Source organism: Pseudomonas sp. NPDC089918 (assembly GCF_050280605.1).
GTDB lineage: Bacteria > Pseudomonadota > Gammaproteobacteria > Pseudomonadales > Pseudomonadaceae > Aquipseudomonas.
On sequence record NZ_JBNNVP010000006.1, the window covers coordinates 41652 to 59317 of the forward strand.

The following is a 17666-nucleotide window of genomic DNA, read 5'->3' on the forward strand; positions in this document are numbered from 1 at the left end:
TTGCTTGCTTCAAGTGGCCTGCAGGTACCCCATTTTGCTCAAGGCCCGGGCCAGCGCTTCGACGCGTTCTTGCGCCTGGCCCTCAGGCGTACCGGCGAAACCGATGAGCAGGGCAGGTGGCAGGACATGCTCAAGGCAGTAGTCGCTCAGGGCATAGGTGTGGATGTTGTGCCGGGCCAGTTCCCTGGCGATGGCATCGTCATCAAGCGTGAGTGGCAGCCAGGCGATCAGGTGCATGCCGGCTTCCACCGGGGTGATGTTGAAGAAGCCGCCCAGCTGTTGCTGAAGTTGCTCGACCAATGCTTGCTGGCGAGCCTGGTACAGCGCACGCATGCGGCGAATATGGCCGAGGAAGTGGCCTTCGCGCATGAAGTCCGCCGTCGTCGCCTGGAGCAGCGTGGGCGGGCTGCGATCCATCACCGCGCGCAGGGTACAGAAGGGTTCGATCAGGGCTTGCGGCAGTATCACGTAACCCAGTCTTAGCGAGGGGAAGAGCACTTTGCTGAAGGTGCCGACGTAGATCACTCGCGCCATCCGGTCCATGGCGTAGAGCGCGGGGAGGAGGCGGCCGCTGTAGCGAAATTCACTGTCGCAATCGTCCTCGATGATCCAGCTCTGATATTGCGCGGCCCAGTCGATGAGTGCCTGGCGCCGCGCATAACTCATGGTCACGCCCAAGGGATGTTGGCGAGATGGCGTGGTGAACACCAGTCGGGCGTCAGGGCACTCGGCCAGGCCTTGCCGGATATCAATTCCTTGTTCATCGATCCGCAACGGGACCACCTGAGCCCCCTGGGCCTGCAACGCAATGCGCGCCGCGATGTGTCCCGGGTCTTCCATCCATACTCTGTCCTGCGGATTGAGCAACAGCATGCCTAACAGGTTGAAGGCTTGCTGGGCCCCAGAAACGATCACCACCTGCTCGGCACTGCAATCGATGCCACGGGCATCAAAGACGTACTCGGCAATCGCCGCGCGCAAGGCCTGTAACCCTTGCAGTTCGCCATAGCCAAGCATGGCCTTGGTCGGCTTGAGCAGGTGGCGGTTCATCAAACGCCGCCACACAGCTAGGGGGAACGCGTCGTAGGTACTGTGGCTGGGCAGGAATGAGGTAGGGGTCGCAGGATCCCAATCGGTATAGGAAACCCCGCGAAAGTGACTGCTGCGCAGCGACAGCATGGACTGGCTCAGGTCGGACAGGCGCGGTGGCTGGCGCTGCTCTTCGTCGGCAATCCCTCGGCTCTCCCACTCATCGCCGACATAGGTGCCCGCCCCAGTGCGCGAGGCCAAAAAGCCTTCGGCAATCAGCTGGTCGAATGCATTGAGAATGGTGATCCGCGACAGCGCCAATTCCTTGCTCAGGGTCCGCGTCGACGGCAGGCGCACGCCCCCTTGCATCTTTCCGCTGAGAATCTGTTTGCGAATCTGCAAATAGAGTTGGCGGTACAGGGGGATGGCGCTGGCACGGTCCAGCTCGATAGCCGACAGCAGCAAACCTGCGGGGGATTTCATCACATGCTCATCTGGGGGGGAGGTGGTTTGACCTGGAACACCATCAGGTACCCGCAGGGTATCGAGAGGCACTGGATAAGTCATCCATGGCAGCTGTTGATACAGTGCCCGCTGTCATGAAATGAAAAGCCATTGTCGTCTGATGAGAAGCGACTCACCAGACGGCGTCCTACAGTCCAATCAGCGCAATTCGACGCAGCACGCCCAACTTGAGACTGGAGAATAAGAAAAAATGGCCAAAGCCGTACGCTTCTACGAAACCGGTGGTCCCGAAGTCCTTCGTTATGAAGAGGTCGAAGTCGGCGATCCCGGTCCAGGCCAGGTTCGTCTTCGTCATGTGGCGGTGGGCCTGAACTATGCCGACACCTACTTTCGCAATGGTACTTACCCGATCCCGATGCCCAACGGCATGGGGGTTGAAGCATCCGGTGTGGTCCAGGCCATCGGTGCAGGGGTGACCAACGTACAAGTCGGTGATCGCGTCACCTACACCGGTTTTCTCAATACCCTGGGTGCCTACAGCACCGAGCGTCTGATCCCGGCCGCGCCGCTGATCAAATTGCCCGAAACCATCAGTTTCGAGACTGCCGCAGCCATGACCATGCGCGGCTTGACGTCCTCGTACCTGATGCGACGCATTTACGATTTCAAGGCCGGCGACAGCATTCTGTTGCACGCCGCTGCCGGTGGTGTAGGCCTGATCGTTTCGCAGTGGGCCAAGCTGCTTGGCCTGACCGTCATTGGCACTGTGTCCACCGAGGCAAAGGGTGAAATTGCCCGGGCCCATGGCTGCGAGCATGTCATCAACTACAGCCATGAAGACGTCGCCCAGCGCGTTCGCGAGCTGACGGACGGCGTAGGGGTCAACGTGGTGTTCGACAGTGTCGGCAAGAACACCTTCATGGGTTCCCTGGACTCGCTCAAGCGTCGCGGTTTGATGGTGTGCGTCGGCACGGCATCCGGCCCGATCCCGGCTTTCGATCCGGTACTGCTGGCGATGAAAGGTTCACTGTTCCTGACCCGTCCGGCCCTGGCCGATTACATCGCTGACCCGGCGGAAAAAGCCGCGTTGGCGGGCGAGTTGTTCGACCATGTGGGTAGCGGTCGAATCAAGATTGAGATCAACCAGCACTATGCTTTGCAGGATGCCGTGCAGGCCCACCGCGACCTGGAATCACGCAAAACCACGGGCTCATCGATTTTCGTCATTTAAGGGAGTTGTCTGCCATGAAAGTCGAACAATTGACCTGCAACATTGGCGCGGAACTGGTGGGCGTCAACCTCGCCGATGCAGTCCATGACGACGGTCTTTTTGCCGAGATTCGTGCTCAGCTGCTCAAGCATCGGGTGGTGTTCCTGCGTGATCAGGACATCACACGCGACGAGCATGTGGCATTCGCCCGACGCTTTGGCGAACTGGAGGATCATCCGGTGGCCGGCAGTGATCCGGATCATCCAGGGCTGGTGCGCATCTACAAGAATCCGGACCAGCCGATGGACCGCTACGAAAACGCCTGGCACACCGACGCGACCTGGCGCGAGGCGCCGCCGATGGGCTGCGTGCTGCGTTGCGTAGAGTGCCCTCCGGTGGGCGGCGACACCATGTGGGCCAACATGGTCGAGGCCTATGCGCGCTTGCCCGAAGACGTGAAGGTGAAGATCGCCGACCTGCGCGCGCGCCACAGTATCGAAGCGAGTTTCGGTGCCGCCATGCCGATCGAAAAGCGTCTGGCACTCAAGGCGATGTATCCGGATGCCGAGCACCCGGTGGTGCGCACCCACCCGGAAACCTTGGAGAAGGTGCTGTTCGTCAACGCCTTCACGACGCACTTGAGCAACTACCACACCCCCGAGCGGGTGCGCTTCGGCCAGGACGCCAACCCGGGCGCAAGTGAGCTGCTGCGTTACCTGATCAGCCAGGCCTACATCCCCGAGTATCAGGTGCGCTGGCGCTGGAAACCCAACAGCATCGCCATCTGGGACAACCGCAGTACCCAGCACTACGCCGTCATGGATTACCCGCCGTGCCATCGCAAGATGGAACGCGCCGGGATCATCGGCGACAAGACTTACTGATCGACCGCAACTGCATTCGCACTCGTAAACACGCCTGCCCGGCACGATCCCGGGTGGGCGCGACAATCATAAGAACAGGAGTAACTCATGCAATTCTTCGACGATTCCCTGCACCCGGAAAACATGGAAAAGGTGGTGATCACCGTGGCCCCGTATGGCCCCGAGTGGATGCCGGAAGATTTCCCTGAAGACATCCCGCTGACCATGGACGAGCAGGTGCAGAAGGCGGTTGAGTGTTATGAGGCGGGTGCAACGGTATTGCACCTGCACGTGCGTGAATTGGACGGCAAGGGTTCCAAGCGTCTGTCCAAGTTCAACGAATTGATCGCTGGCGTGCGTGAAGCCGTGCCGGACATGATCATCCAGGTCGGTGGTTCGATATCCTTCGCGCCGGAAAGCGATGGTGAAGCCGCCAAGTGGCTGTCTGACGATACACGGCACATGCTGGCCGAGCTGACGCCAAAACCGGATCAGGTCACGGTGGCGATCAACACCACCCAGATGAACATCATGGAGCTGCTGTATCCGCAATACCTGGAAGGCACGTCCCTGGCCAATCCTGCTTATCAGGCGGCCTACAGCGAAATGACCGTACCGGCCGGCCCGGCCTGGGTCGCCGAACACCTCAAGCGTCTGATGGACAACGGCATCCAGCCGCACTTCCAGCTGACTGGCATGCACGCCATGGAAACCCTTGAGCGCCTGGTGCGCAGGGGCGTCTACAAGGGCCCGTTGAACCTGACCTGGATCGGTATCGGCGGCGGTTTCGATGGCCCCAATCCGTTCAACTTCTTCAACTTCATCCACCGCGCGCCAGACGGTTGCACCCTGACCTCCGAGTCGCTGCTCAAAAACGTGATGCCGTTCAACACCATGTCGATGGCCATGGGTATGCACCCGCGTGTGGGCAATGAAGACACTATTATTGATCACAAGGGCGATCGTTTCGGCTCGGTTGCGCAGATCAAGCAAACCGTACGCATCGCCCATGAACTGGGTCGTGAAATCGCCACGGGTAAAGAGGCCCGTGAGATCTACCGCATCGGTGTGCAGTACCAAAGCATCGAAGAAACCCTATTGGCCAATGGCATGGCCCCCAACCGCAAGGCCGGGCAGAAAGGTGTGCCGCAACGCGGCTGATCGGCAGACGACGCGGGGGGCAATGGCCTCCCGCTCGCTGCACTGCAACACGCTTGATAACAACAATAAAACGAAGCTTTGAGGAGGCTGCATGGCCTTTCACCCAATCGCCGCAGACGATGATGACTGCAGTGGCGTCGGCGTTGCGCGCAAGTATGCCTGGATCGTCTTTGCGCTGACGTTCGGTTTGTTGATTTCCGATTACATGTCGCGTCAGGTGCTGAACGCGGTGTTCCCGATGCTCAAGGGCGAATGGGCCCTGAGTGACGGCCAGCTCGGCCTGCTCAGTGGCATTGTCGCCCTGATGGTGGGGCTGCTGACCATTCCCCTGTCATTGCTGGCGGATCGCTTCGGCCGGGTCAAGAGCCTGGCGCTGATGGCTTTGCTGTGGAGCCTGGCGACGCTGGGCTGCGCATTGGCGCAGGACTATCAGCAGATGTTCATTGCACGGTTCATGGTCGGCGTCGGCGAAGCGGCGTACGGCAGCGTCGGCATCGCCGTGGTGATCTCGGTGTTTCCAAAACACATGCGTGCAACCCTGGCCAGTGCGTTCATGGCGGGTGGCATGTTCGGTTCGGTGCTAGGGATGGCGCTGGGCGGTGCAATCGCCGCCAAGCTTGGCTGGCGCTGGTCGTTTGCCGGAATGGCGCTGTTCGGTCTGCTGCTGGCGGTGCTTTATCCGATCATCGTCAAGGAAGCACGCATTGCGCCGCAACGTGCTGCTCAGGCGGCGAACAAGGCAGCTGCCGCGGTCAAGCGTCCGTTGCGTACGCTGTTTTCCAGCCGCTCGGTGATCGCTGCCTACATCGGCAGTGGCTTGCAACTGTTCGTCGGCGGCACCGTCATTGTGTGGATGCCCAGTTACCTCAATCGTTATTACGACATGGCCACCGACAAGGCGGGCGGCGTCGCCGCGATCATCGTGCTGTGCAGCGGTGCGGGGATGATCCTGTGCGGCATGCTCAGCGATCGACTGTGTCGCCATTCGCCGGAGCGCAAAGTCGCTTTGGCCATCGCCTATTGCCTGGGCAGTTGTCTGCTGTTGTCGGCGGCATTCGCGCTGCCGGCAGGGCCTGTGCAATTGGTACTGATCTGCCTGGGCATGTTGATTGCCGCCGGCACGACCGGCCCTTGTGGAGCCATGGTTGCCAACCTGACCCATTACTCGGTCCATGGCACGGCCTTCGCCACGCTGACCCTGGCCAACAACATGCTGGGGCTGGCGCCTGGGCCGTTCATCACCGGCAGGGTGTCCGACCTTATCGGCTTGCAGGCTGCTTTTCAGCTGGTGCCACTGGTCAGCATCGCGGCTGCGGCCGTGTTCTTTTATGCCAAGTGTCATTACCACAAGGACATTGCCCGGCTTAAGGGCGAGCAAGTCCTCGATTCGATTGGCAAAGCGGCGTTAGAGGTGAAGTTGTGAGTGGTCGTTTACGTATTGATGTGTTTTTCGATTTCATCTGCCCGTGGTGCCTGATTGGCAAGCGTCAACTGGAGCATGCGCAGGTACAGTTTCGCAGTCGCCACCCGGATGTGCAGATCACCACGGTGTGGCATGGCGTGCAGTTGCTGCCTCAGTTGCCGGTACAAGGTGAGCCCTTCGCCGACTTCTATCGCAAGCGTCTGGGCAATGCCGACGCCGTGGCCATGCGCCAGACCCAGGTACAGCAGGCTGCTGCGGCGGTCGGATTGGCCATTGACTTGAGCCGCATCGCGACAATGCCTAACACCGCAGACGCTCATCGTTTCTTCGAGCGAGCAAGCGAGCTGGGCAATGTTGCCCAGCGTGACATCTTGCTCGAGCGCCTGTTCGCCGCTTATTTCCAGAAGGGCGAGGACCTGGGTTGCCGTGAGACCTTGCTCGCGATTGCCCGCTCCTGCGGCATTGATGTCGAGGCCTTGGCCGACTGCCTGATGGGTGACGCCACTCCATTTGCAGGGTCACTCGGGGCGAGCAGTGGCGTGCCGAGCTTTCAGTTCGACCGCCGCATGACGGTGGTGGGCGCGCAACCTGCAGTGGCATTACTCGGGGCCATGAGCCAGGCACTGAAAGAAAGTGCTCACAAGCGGCAACCGGCATGAGTCTTCGTGTCCCTGTACCTGCCGGAAAACTCCCGCAGGCGGGTGGTCGTGCGCTGTTCGAATTCGATGGCAAAAGCCTGGCGTTATTCAACGTCGAAGGTGACCTGTTCGCCATTGACGACAGTTGCCCGCACCAGGGCGCCTCGCTGTGTGGCGGGCGTCTTGAGGGGCGGGTGATTCAGTGCTGCGCCCATGGCCTGCGCTTCGATCTGCGCAGCGGTTACTTGCTCAATTCAACCCAGCTCAAAGTCGCCAACTACCCCGTCGAGATCATTGACGGCCAGGTATTCATCGTCATCGTTCCCGAGGAGTCCGTGCCATGAGCACTATCGCTCTCACCCGTATCCACAGCCGAACGCGCGAACTGGCGCCAGGTTTTGTCGTCAGTCTGATCGTGGCGGCGGCCGCGTCCTTTTTGTCCGAGCATTACGGCGCGCCGGTGATGCTGTTTGCCTTGCTGTTGGGCATGGCGCTGAACTTCCTGGCCGGTGATGGCGCCTGCAAGGCTGGCATCGAATTCACGGCACGTACGGTGTTGCGCATTGGCGTGGCGTTGTTGGGCATGCGCATCACACTCGAACAGATTGCCGCGCTGGGCTGGAAGCCTGTGGCGCTGGTGGTGATTGTGGTGGTGGTGACGATCGGCGTCTCGGTGATTGCGGCCAAAGCGCTGGGGTTTCAACGCTTGTTCGGCATGCTTACTGGCGGGGCCACTGCGATTTGTGGTGCGTCGGCGGCGTTGGCGCTGGCGGCGGCATTGCCGAACCATCCACAGAAAGAACGCGCGACGTTATTCACGGTGATCGGGGTGTCGGCGCTGTCGACCCTGGCGATGATTGTGTACCCGATGATTGCCAACTGGCTGTCGTTGTCGCCACAAGTGGCGGGCGTGTTCTTGGGGGCGACCATCCACGATGTCGCCCAGGTGGTCGGTGCCGGTTACAGCATGTCGACCGAGACCGGCGATACGGCCACGGTGATCAAGCTGATGCGGGTTGCCATGCTGCTGCCAGTGATCGTCTGCGCCGCGATGATTACCCGCATGCAGGGAGCCGACCCGGCCGGCAAACGGCCGCCGCTGCTGCCATGGTTCGCCGTCGGGTTTCTGATTCTGGCTTGTATCAACAGCACCGGCTGGATAGCCCCGGTGGTGCAGGGATCGGTCAATGACTTGTCGCGCTGGTGCCTGGTGGTTTCCATCAGCGCCCTGGGCATGAAAACCCAGCTCAAGGAGCTGGCGGCGGTGGGCATCAAGCCGATCCTGCTGATGGTGGGGGAGACGGTGTTCCTTGTCGTGCTGGTGCTGCTGTTGCTGCGTTGGGGAATGTAGGCACACAAAATAGTGGCGAGGGAGCTTGCTCCCGCTGGGGTGCGAAGCGCCCCTCTTCCAAGGCCACTGCATTTTTTCAGAAAGTACGCGGCGACCCGTTTTGGGGGCTGCTTCGCACCCCAGCGGGAGCAAGCTCCCTCGCCACAGGACTCCTCGGCCGGTGTCATAACACCGGTTCTTTTGCGGCGACTGTGCCAGCAGTCGCCGTTTTTTTTTGCCTGTTTTGCGTCCGTTTTCAGGGTTCGCTGGAGCCGGGCAGGGTACTCAGGTCCGGCGGAGCTTTGACGGGGTGCTTTTGCGCGCTGCGCCATGCGGCGGGCGGCATGCCGAACTGGGTGATGAACCAGCGGGTGAAAGAACTCGCCATGGAGTAGCCGAGCATGTCGGCAATGCGCCCTAACGAGTAATTCGGGTTTTCCAGGTAGCGCAACACCAGATCGCGGCGCACGTCGTTGATCAGGTCGTTGAAGGCGCAGCCGTCGTCTTTCAGGCGGCGTTGCAGGGTGCGTACGTTCATGCCCTGGGTCTGGGCGATCTGCTCGATGGTGGCGCGTCCCATCGGCAGCAGCAGGTAGATGGCTTTGCGCACCTCGAACAGCATTGATGGACCTTCATGGCTGAGCAGCGAGTCGAGGTAGCTCTGCGCGTAGCGTGCCATGGCCGGGTCGGCATTGGGGTTGGTCACGTCGAGGCTGGCGTCGGAGCAGACGATGCCGTTGAACTCGCTGCCGAACTCCAGCTTGCAACCGAACAGGCGCCGATGCAGTTGCAGGTTGTCGGGAGGCTGGTGCGTGAAGTTGACGCTGTAAGGGTGCCAGTGGCTGCCGAGTAGCGCGGCGCACAGGCGGAACATCACGCCGATGGCCAGTTCGGTGGCTTGCCGGCTGGGCATCGGCGATTCGGTGACCACCTCTTCGCGAATGATCACCATCTTGCCGGCCTCTTCAATGAAGATGGCCAATGAGTCGTTCATCAGATGACGGTAATGCACCACGACCTGCAAGGCATCTCGCAGCGTTCGCTGGTGGCTGAGCAGCAGGCTGACCACACCGAAGTCCGAGAGCTGGCGCGACTCGGCCATGCTCAGGCCGAAGCTCTGGCAGCCACTGGCGGCGGCCGAATCTTCCAGCAGGCGTACGGCGGCATCAATGGGGATGCGGTGTTCGGGCGCTTGCAACAGCGCTTTGCTCAGGCCGACGCCGGCCAGCACATCACGTGGGTTGAACCCCAGGTATTGGGTGACCTCCAGGTAGTTGGTCAAGACAGCGGCGCGAACAAGCTTGGGCATGCGAAGGTCTTTCCTGGGCCAGTTGCGATTCGGATGAGCGTGGCGACTATATCCAGCACATCAGCAATTGAACAGTTGTGACGTTGTCGAGGGCGCTCGCCCGATTCTGTCCAGAAGCCCCTGCGTTTTTGTCGAGCAATCGACGCTCACCCATTGATTACAGTGACCCACAGAGAAGCTGCGGGGCTTTTCGACCAATGGTCGGGGCACGCCAGCCTCGGCAAATCTGTCATGAAAAGAAAAGTGCCTGACGTCCAATGAAAAGCGCCTTGGGTGGGCGCTCTTTAATGTCAGTCCTACAAAAAGCCCCTGGCGATAGAGCCAGTCGAGTCATCGAGAAAGCGAAGGTGTTGAAAGTGGACAAACTGCAAACTGCCGCAACTGTTCTGATCGTACCGGGTCTGCGTGAGCACGTTGCCGAGCATTGGCAAACGTTGCTTGAGGCAAGGCTCTGCAAAGTGCGCAGTGTACCGCCGCTGGAAACCGACAAGCTCGATTGCGCCAAGCGGGTCGAAGCGATTCAGCGCGAGCTGGAGCAGATCGACGGGCCGGTGATTCTGGTTGCTCACAGCGCCGGTGTGCTGATGGTCGCGCACTGGGCTGCGCAGCACAGTCGGCCGATCAAGGGCGCGCTGCTGGCCACGCCTCCGGATCTCGATGCTCATTGGCCGCAAGGCTACCCATCTGCCGAAACCCTGCGTACCCAGGGTTGGAATCCTCTACCAAAAGGGCCACTGCCGTTCCGCAGTCTGGTGGCCGTCAGTACCAACGACCACCTCGCCAGCCTGGATGCCGCCACTCGCCTGGCAGAAGGCTGGGGCAGTGAACTGCTCAACCTGGGCGAGGTGGGTCATCTCAATCCGGCAGCAGGGTTTGGCCACTGGCCGCAAGCCGAAGCACTCATCCTGGAGCTGGATCGCTAGTTCAGGCGCCGGTTGGCCCCAGCCATCCGGTATTTGCCCTCACTCCTGAAAAACGCAAACCCCTGAAACAAGGGTTGCGCGAGGGCGGCTGCGCTTAAAACAAATACAAAAAGGCGGAGAGACAACGCAATGCACAACAATAAGAGTCACGGGTTCGCACCCTCGCGTTACACCTTGTTGGCCTCGGCCATTCTGGCCGCCGCCGTGCCGGTCGTGCAGGCGGTCGAACTCGACACAGGTAACCCGGACTGGACTGTGCGTTTTGATAACACCGTGAAGTACAACTACGGCGTACGCACCGAAAGCGCCGACAAGCGCATGTTGGCGACACCGAACAACAACGATGGCGACTACAACTTCCGCAAGGCCGGGACCAACATCACCAACCGTGTTGACCTGTTGACCGAAATGGATGTGGTCTACCAGAACCACATGGGCTTTCGCGTCAGCGCCGCCAGTTGGTACGACAAGGCCTACGAGAACACCGGTTCCAATTCCAACCCGTTCGTCAACGGCAATGACGCACGGTCGGGTCTGGTTGCCAACGATCCGCGCCTGGCCGGGGTCACCGGCGACAATGTCGGCAATGGCAGCCCGCACCTGAGCAACTACGCCCAGCGTTACTACACCGGTCCATCCGGCGAAATCCTCGATGCCTTTGTGTTCTACAGCACCGAAGTGGGCGAGGAGTCGCTGTTGAGCGTCAAGGCCGGCCAGCACAACGTGTTCTGGGGCGAGACCATCCTCAACCCGGTGCACTCGAACAGTTACGGCCAATCGGGCCTGGACCTGGCCAAACTGGCTGCCTCGCCGGGTACCGAAGCCAAGGAGCTGTTCGTTCCGCGTAACCAGTTGTCGATGTCGTTCACCGTCAATCCCGAGTTGACCGTGGGCGCCCAGTATTTCCTGGATTGGGATGCCGCCCGCCTGCCTGAAGCCGGTACTTACTATGGCGGTTCTGATCTGGTCGGTTTCGGTGCGCAGTCGTTCCTGCTGGGCAACACCAATGGCGTGGTGCCGGGCAGTCCGCTGGGTTGTGGTCTGGCGCCCTGCAACGGGCTGACCAATGTGCGTCGCGGTCACGACCTGACGCCGGACAAGCGCGGAGACTGGGGCGTGATGGCCAAGTGGTCGCCGGCCTGGCTGGATGGCACCCTCGGTGTTTATTACCGCGAAACCTCGGAAATCCTGCCGCAAGCCTGGCTGGATGCCAGAGGCTTGAGTTCGGCCAACCCCAATGGCACCCGGCCGGCAGGGCAAGTGCCTGCGGTGATCAACACGCTCAACTCGCTGAGCACTGCCACCTATCAAATGGCCTATGCCGACAACATCAAGATCGTTGGCCTGAGCCTGTCCAAGGACGTTGGCGGGGTGAGCGTCGGTTCGGACCTGAACATTCGTCACAACATGCCGTTGGCCAGTATTCCGGCGGTTGTCAGCACTAACAGTCCGCTAGGCCTGGGCGCGGGTCTTGGTCTGTTGCCGGCGCGTACGGCTGCCACCGGTGTGGTTTATGACACTCCGCAGAAGGGCGACAGCATGGCCGCCACCGGCGACACCTTGCACTGGACGCTCAACGGCCTGATGACCTTCCCGAAAACCCCGGTGTTCGATTCGGCCAGCCTGCTCGCCGAGTTGTACTACAGCAACCTGCTCAAGCTCGATAGCAAGAACGAAGCGCTCTACAAGGGCAAGGACACCTACCGCGGCATCGACCAGCCGACCCGGGACAACTGGGGCATCGCGGTCAACTTCACACCGACCTGGTATCAGGTGTTTCCCGGTGTCGACCTCAACGCACCGATGTCCATCAACGTCGGTCTCGACGGCGTGTCACCGGTGTCCGGTGGCGGTGCCAAAGACACCGGCAACTATGCCGTGGGCGTGGGTGCTGTTGTGTACAACAAATACTTCATCGACCTGAAGTACGTGGACTCCTTCGGCAAGACCGACAAGTGCGACGCCAGCGGTCTGAGTACCGGCGCGGCCAATGCCGGCAGCGGCGACGGCTCCACCCCCAATGCCTTTAGCGGCAATGAAAACTACGCGTGTTACGGCGGCGGCTACTCGGCCTTCTCCGGTGGTGGTGCCACGACTGAGGACCGTGGCGCCGTTTACCTGACGATGAAAACCACTTTTTGATGCACCACTGATTTGCTCAATGCAAGCAGGAGAATAACAAGATGAAATACGCAAAAACCGTGTTGGCCGCTTCGCTGGCCTTGGTCCTTGCCGCCCAGGCTCAGGCCGCTGTTTCAACTCAGGACGCTGCCAGGTTGGGCAGCAGCCTGACCCTGGTCGGGGCCGAAAAGGCCGGGAACGCTGATGGTTCCATCCCCGCCTATGACGGTGGCTTGACCACGCCGCCGGCCAGTTTCAAATCCGGTGACAGCATGCGTCCGGATCCCTTCGTCAACGAAAAACCGTTGCTGGTAATCGACGGCAAGAACGTCGATCAGTACAAGGGCTCGCTCAGTGCAACCACGGTGGAATTGGCCAAGCGTTTCCCAAGTTTCCACGTCAATGTCTACCCGACCCACCGCACCGTCTCGTTGCCCAAGGCGGTGCTGGACAATGGCGTGAAAAACGCCACCGGTGCCAAGTCCCTGGAAGGTGGCCTGGCCATCGATAACGTACTGCCCGGTGTGCCGTTCCCGATTCCGCAGTCGGGCAACGAGGCGATGTGGAACTTCCTGTTGCGTTACCAGGGGGTCAACATCAACTCCAAGTACGACTCCTGGAACGTCGACTCCGCTGGCGTGCCGAGCCTGGCGACCACCGGACTGGCGTTCATTTCCTATCCGATCTACGAAAACCTCGCGCAGCCGATCAGCAGCGCCGACGTGTACTACCAGATGAAACTGTCTTACACCGGCCCCGCACGCCGGGCCGGTGAAGCGGTGATGCTCAAGGACGCCGCCAACCCGCTGCAGCAACCGCGCCGCGCCTGGCAATACTTGCCTGGCCAGCGTCGGGTCAAGCTCGCACCGAACCTGGCTTACGACACGCCTAACCCTGGCACCGCCGGTGCCGGCACCTACGACGATGTTTTCGTGTTCAACGGTGCACTGGACCGCTACGACTGGAAGCTGGTGGGCAAGCAGGAAATGATCGTGCCCTACAACACCTACAAGCTGACCTATGCCCAAGACCCCAAATCGCTGACCACCGCCAATCACCTGGCACCGGATTACGTGCGCTGGGAAAAACACCGGGTCTGGGTGGTGGAGGGCAACCTCAAGTCCGGCGCCCGGCACATCTACCAGAAGCGTCGCTTCTACCTCGATGAAGACAGCTGGACCGCTCTGGCCTCTGACCAATATGACGCCCGTGGTCAGCTGTACCGTGGCTCTTTCGCATTCCTCAGTCAGAGCTACGACAAGCAGATCCCGGATTCCACGCCCTTCATGATTTATGACCTGGTGGGTGGTTCCTACAACATCAACGGTGTGGTTGGCCCTTACGGCGGCATCAAGTACATCGATCCGCTCTCCAAGGCGCAGTGGTCGCCTGAGTCCCTGGCCGGTAACGGGATTCGCTAAGCAAACCGTGACAAAGCGTCCGTGCAGCCCACTGCCTGCCAGGCAGGGGACCGCACGACGGTCGGTGCATGCCGATCGTTTTGGGCGCCAGGTTGGAACGTCAGGCACACGGACGTGTGTCCCGGCGCGGTTTTCCGAAGAGGACGCGGTATGTGTTCGTACAAAAATTATCTGCAGTTGGCGCTCGGCGCCTTGCTTGTAACGTTGCAGGGCCTGAGCCAGGCGTCCGCTTATGTCGACGTGCTGGATCTGCCGGCCAGGGTCAGCGCCTTGGCCGTCAACAGCCCGCTATCTGGCATGGCCCGCGCTGGCGAGCGTCTGGTTGCCGTCGGGCAGCGTGGCCACATTCTGTATTCCGATGATGCCGGTAAACACTGGCAGCAGGCGGCGGTGCCGGTCAGTGCCGACCTCAATGCCGTGAGCTTTCCTTCCGCCACCCAAGGCTGGGCGGTGGGCGGTGATGGCGTGGTGTTGCACAGCAACGACGCCGGTGCGACCTGGCGCAAGCAACTGGACGGCCGCGAGATTGGTGCCTTGCTGGTCAAGCATTACGGCGCGTTGGCCAGTGCAGAACCCGGCAACGAACAATGGCCACTGCTGGTCGCCGAAGGTGAGCGCCTGCTGGCGCAGGGCGCCGACAAACCGTTGCTCGATGTCTGGTTCGCCAACGAGCGCCTCGGTTACGTGGTCGGGGTGTTCAACCTGATCCTGCGCACCGAAGACGGCGGCCAGAGCTGGGCACCGTTCCAGGACCGCACCGATAACCCGCAGGGCTTTCACCTCAACGCCATCGCCTCCACTGGCGATGCGCTGTACATCGCTGGAGAACAGGGTCTGCTGCTCAAATGGGATGACACCCAACAGCGGTTCGCCGCCGTGCAGACACCCTATCAGGGCAGTTTCTTCGGTGTGCTCGGCAAGCCCGGAGAAGTGCTCGTCTATGGCTTGCGCGGCAACGTGCTGCGCAGCACCGATGGCGGTCTCAGCTGGACCCCGCTGGACACTGGCCTGCGCGTCAGCATCACCGCCGGCCTGGTCGATGGCCGTGGCAACTACCGCTTGTTCGCCCAGGGCGGGCAGATGCTGGTCAGCCAGGGCGCAGGCGCGCAATTGCATCTGGTTCAGCAACAGGCACCGACACCGGTGACCGGCGCCACTCAGTCCGCCGACGGTGCGCTGGTGGTGGTTGGCAGCCGTGGTGCACGGACGCTGTCCGTTGATAAGCCCTCGAACCCTTAGAGCGAGAACCCAGACATGGGCAATATCAAACAAGAAACCATGCCGGTGATCCGCGATCTGCGGGATTTCGACCGCCATTCCGGCAACCGGCTGGAGCGGGTGGTGTTCAACTACCGTCCGTTGTTCATGCTGCTGATGGCGCTGGCCACCGTGGTGTTGGGCTACATGGCGGCAACTCGCCTGGAGCTTCGCCCCAGCTTTGAAAAGATGATTCCGCAGAGCCAGCCGTACATTCAGAATTTCCTGGAAAACCGCCAGTCGCTGCGCGGTCTGGGCAACTCGGTACGGGTGGTAGTGGAGAACACCCAGGGCGATATTTTCGATCCCGCTTATCTCGACGTGCTCAAACAGGTCAACGATCAGTTGTTCGTCACCGAAGGCGTCGACCGCGCCTGGATGAAGTCGTTGTGGAGCCCGGCGGTGCGCTGGACCGAAGTCACTGAGGAAGGTTTTCAGGGTGGCCCGGTGATGCCTGATACCTACCAGGGCAAGCCGGAAGAAATAGAACAGCTGCGCCAGAACATTTCCCGCGCCGGTATCGTCGGCAGTCTGGTGGCCAGCGACTACAAATCGAGCATGCTCATCGTGCCGCTGCTGGACAAGGCCACGGCCAGCGGTCAGCGCATCGACTACCACGCCTTTTCGCAAATGCTCGAGGAGCAGTTGCGCGACAAGATCGAATTCGCCGGTGACAGTGCTGCGCGCAAGGCCGGGGAGGAGGGCAAGGGCCAGTACAAAGTCCGGGTGATCGGTTTCGCCAAACTGATGGGCGACCTGATCGACGGGCTGATTCAGGTGATGATGTTCTTCGGCCTGGCCGTCGTGACTTCGCTGATCATCATTTACGCCTACACCCGTTGCGTGCGCAGCACTTTGCTGGTGGTCGGCTGCTCGCTGATTGCGGTGGTCTGGCAACTCGGCATCGTCGCCTGGCTGGGCTATGCCATCGACCCGTACTCGGTGCTGGTGCCTTTTCTGATTTTCGCCATCGGTGTGTCCCATGCGGCGCAGAAGATGAACGGGATCATGCAAGACATCGCCCGTGGCACCCACAAACTGATTGCCGCGCGCTACACCTTCCGCCGCCTGTTCATTGCCGGCGTCACCGCGTTGCTGGCCGACGCTGTCGGGTTCGCGGTGCTGATGCTGATCGACATTCCGGTGATCCGCGACCTGGCGATCACCGCCAGCATCGGTGTGGCGGTGCTGATCTTCACCTCGCTATTGCTGATGCCGGTGGCGCTGTCTTATGTCGGCGTCGGCACCAAGGCGGCCGAGCGTGCGCTGAAAATCGACACGCGTGCAGAGGGGCACAAAGGTTTCGGCAAACTATGGGACTTGCTCGACCGCTTCACCACGGCCAAATGGGCCACGGGTGCGGTATTGGTCGCGGCACTGATGGGCATCGGCGGCTTCATGGTCAGCTTGCAGTTGAAGATCGGCGACCTGGAAAGTGGCGCACCGGAGTTGCGTGCCGACTCTCGCTATAACCGTGACAACGCCTACATCACCAGCCACTACGCGCTGTCCAGCGACCTGTTCGCGGTGATGATCAAGACCGCGCCGGAAGGCTGCTTGAACTACAAGACGCTGGTCCTCGCCGACCGTCTGGCCTGGGAGCTGCAGCAGTATCCGGGCGTGCAGGCGACGGCTTCGTTGGTCAACGCGGTGCGGCAAATCACCGCCGGTACTTATGAAGGCAACCCCAAGCTCAACAGCATCCAGCGCAATCAGGACGTGCTGAACTACGCCGCGCAGCAAGCCTCGGTCAACTCCCCGGAGTTGTTCAACACCGACTGTTCGCTGATGCCGGTGATCACCTTCCTCAAGGACCACAAGGCCGAGACCCTGGATGCCGTGGTGGGCATCGCCGAAAAGTTCGCCCGGGAGAACAACAGCGAAGATCGCCAGTTCCTGCTGGCGGCCGGGTCGGCCGGGATTGAAGCGGCGACCAACATTGTGGTGCGCGAGGCCAATCGCACCATGCTGCTTTACGTCTATGCGGCGGTGACGTTGTTCTGCCTGATCACCTTCCGCAGCTGGCGCGCGACCCTGGTCGCCCTGTTGCCATTGGTTCTGACCTCGATCCTTTGCGAGGCGTTGATGGTGGCCATGGGCATTGGCGTGAAAGTCGCGACCCTGCCGGTGATCGCATTGGGCGTAGGCATCGGCGTGGACTACGCGTTGTACCTGCTCAGCGTGCAGCTGCATTACCAGCGCCAGGGCCTGCCGCTGAGTCAGGCTTACCGCAACGCCGTGTCGTTTACCGGTCGGGTGGTGGGCCTGGTGGGCATCACTTTGGCGGCGGGCGTTGTGTGCTGGGTCTGGTCGCCGATCAAGTTCCAGGCCGACATGGGCATCCTGCTGACCTTCATGTTCCTGTGGAACATGCTCGGCGCGCTGGTGCTGATTCCTGCCCTGTCGTACTTCCTGCTGCGTCACCCCGTTCCGCAAGCCCAAGTGGCGCAAGCCACTGAAACCGACACCTCTCAACGCCAGGGTATGCCGCATGCCCTGACTACTTCCGAGTAAGC

At 61.0% G+C, this 17666-nt stretch carries 14 protein-coding genes; 12 read left to right on the plus strand and 2 right to left on the minus strand.

Annotated elements, in window-relative coordinates; genetic code table 11:
• Positions 1 to 9 precede the first annotated feature (9 nt).
• The gene (locus ACQKPC_RS06340) at positions 10 to 1512 is read right to left on the minus strand and encodes a PLP-dependent aminotransferase family protein (RefSeq protein ID WP_427623640.1); all 1503 of its coding nucleotides are present in this window, start codon (positions 1510 to 1512) and stop codon (positions 10 to 12) included.
• A gap of 232 nt (positions 1513 to 1744) precedes the next feature.
• On the opposite strand from ACQKPC_RS06340, the gene ACQKPC_RS06345 reads away from it, so the two are divergent.
• From ACQKPC_RS06345 to ACQKPC_RS06375, 7 genes are all read left to right on the plus strand, one after another.
• Positions 1745 to 2725 (plus strand): quinone oxidoreductase family protein, encoded by a 981-nt coding sequence (locus ACQKPC_RS06345; RefSeq protein WP_427623641.1) that lies wholly within the window; start codon positions 1745 to 1747, stop codon positions 2723 to 2725.
• A 14-nt stretch (positions 2726 to 2739) separates the two neighbouring features.
• A complete protein-coding gene (locus ACQKPC_RS06350) occupies positions 2740 to 3588 on the plus strand; it encodes a TauD/TfdA dioxygenase family protein (protein ID WP_427623642.1) in 849 nt (282 codons plus the stop codon).
• Between the two features lie 87 nt (positions 3589 to 3675).
• Positions 3676 to 4728, plus strand: coding sequence for a 3-keto-5-aminohexanoate cleavage protein (locus ACQKPC_RS06355; RefSeq protein WP_427623643.1), 1053 nt, complete (start codon positions 3676 to 3678; stop codon positions 4726 to 4728).
• 91 nt (positions 4729 to 4819) lie between these two features.
• Complete coding sequence (locus ACQKPC_RS06360; protein WP_427623644.1) at positions 4820 to 6151, plus strand: MFS transporter; 1332 nt, start codon at positions 4820 to 4822, stop codon at positions 6149 to 6151.
• Complete coding sequence (locus tag ACQKPC_RS06365; RefSeq protein WP_427623645.1) at positions 6148 to 6810, plus strand: DsbA family oxidoreductase; 663 nt, start codon at positions 6148 to 6150, stop codon at positions 6808 to 6810. The genes ACQKPC_RS06360 and ACQKPC_RS06365 overlap by 4 nt, the downstream gene beginning before the upstream one ends.
• The gene (locus ACQKPC_RS06370) at positions 6807 to 7133 is read left to right on the plus strand and encodes a Rieske (2Fe-2S) protein (RefSeq protein WP_427623646.1); all 327 of its coding nucleotides are present in this window, start codon (positions 6807 to 6809) and stop codon (positions 7131 to 7133) included. The genes ACQKPC_RS06365 and ACQKPC_RS06370 overlap by 4 nt, the downstream gene beginning before the upstream one ends.
• Positions 7130 to 8140: a YeiH family protein gene (locus ACQKPC_RS06375; RefSeq protein ID WP_123497775.1), complete on the plus strand. Its 1011-nt coding sequence runs from the start codon at positions 7130 to 7132 to the stop codon at positions 8138 to 8140. The genes ACQKPC_RS06370 and ACQKPC_RS06375 overlap by 4 nt, the downstream gene beginning before the upstream one ends.
• A gap of 235 nt (positions 8141 to 8375) precedes the next feature.
• Here the strand turns inward: ACQKPC_RS06375 and ACQKPC_RS06380 are convergent, their stop codons facing one another.
• Entirely contained in the window at positions 8376 to 9428 is a 1053-nt protein-coding gene (locus ACQKPC_RS06380) for an AraC family transcriptional regulator (protein WP_427623647.1), read from the minus strand.
• A gap of 356 nt (positions 9429 to 9784) precedes the next feature.
• On the opposite strand from ACQKPC_RS06380, the gene ACQKPC_RS06385 reads away from it, so the two are divergent.
• The 5 genes from ACQKPC_RS06385 to ACQKPC_RS06405 all read left to right on the plus strand — a co-directional run bounded on the left by ACQKPC_RS06385 (position 9785) and on the right by ACQKPC_RS06405 (position 17664).
• Positions 9785 to 10351: an RBBP9/YdeN family alpha/beta hydrolase gene (locus tag ACQKPC_RS06385; protein WP_427623649.1), complete on the plus strand. Its 567-nt coding sequence runs from the start codon at positions 9785 to 9787 to the stop codon at positions 10349 to 10351.
• A gap of 129 nt (positions 10352 to 10480) precedes the next feature.
• Entirely contained in the window at positions 10481 to 12493 is a 2013-nt protein-coding gene (locus tag ACQKPC_RS06390; RefSeq protein WP_427623651.1) for a DUF1302 domain-containing protein, read from the plus strand.
• Between the two features lie 41 nt (positions 12494 to 12534).
• The gene (locus tag ACQKPC_RS06395) at positions 12535 to 13893 is read left to right on the plus strand and encodes a DUF1329 domain-containing protein (protein WP_427623653.1); all 1359 of its coding nucleotides are present in this window, start codon (positions 12535 to 12537) and stop codon (positions 13891 to 13893) included.
• Positions 13894 to 14043: 150 nt separating this feature from the next.
• Positions 14044 to 15132 carry a WD40/YVTN/BNR-like repeat-containing protein gene (locus ACQKPC_RS06400; protein WP_427623655.1) on the plus strand — a complete coding sequence of 363 codons (1089 nt, stop codon included), beginning with the start codon at positions 14044 to 14046 and terminating at the stop codon, positions 15130 to 15132.
• A gap of 15 nt (positions 15133 to 15147) precedes the next feature.
• Positions 15148 to 17664: an efflux RND transporter permease subunit gene (locus ACQKPC_RS06405; RefSeq protein WP_427623658.1), complete on the plus strand. Its 2517-nt coding sequence runs from the start codon at positions 15148 to 15150 to the stop codon at positions 17662 to 17664.
• Positions 17665 to 17666 lie beyond the last annotated feature (2 nt).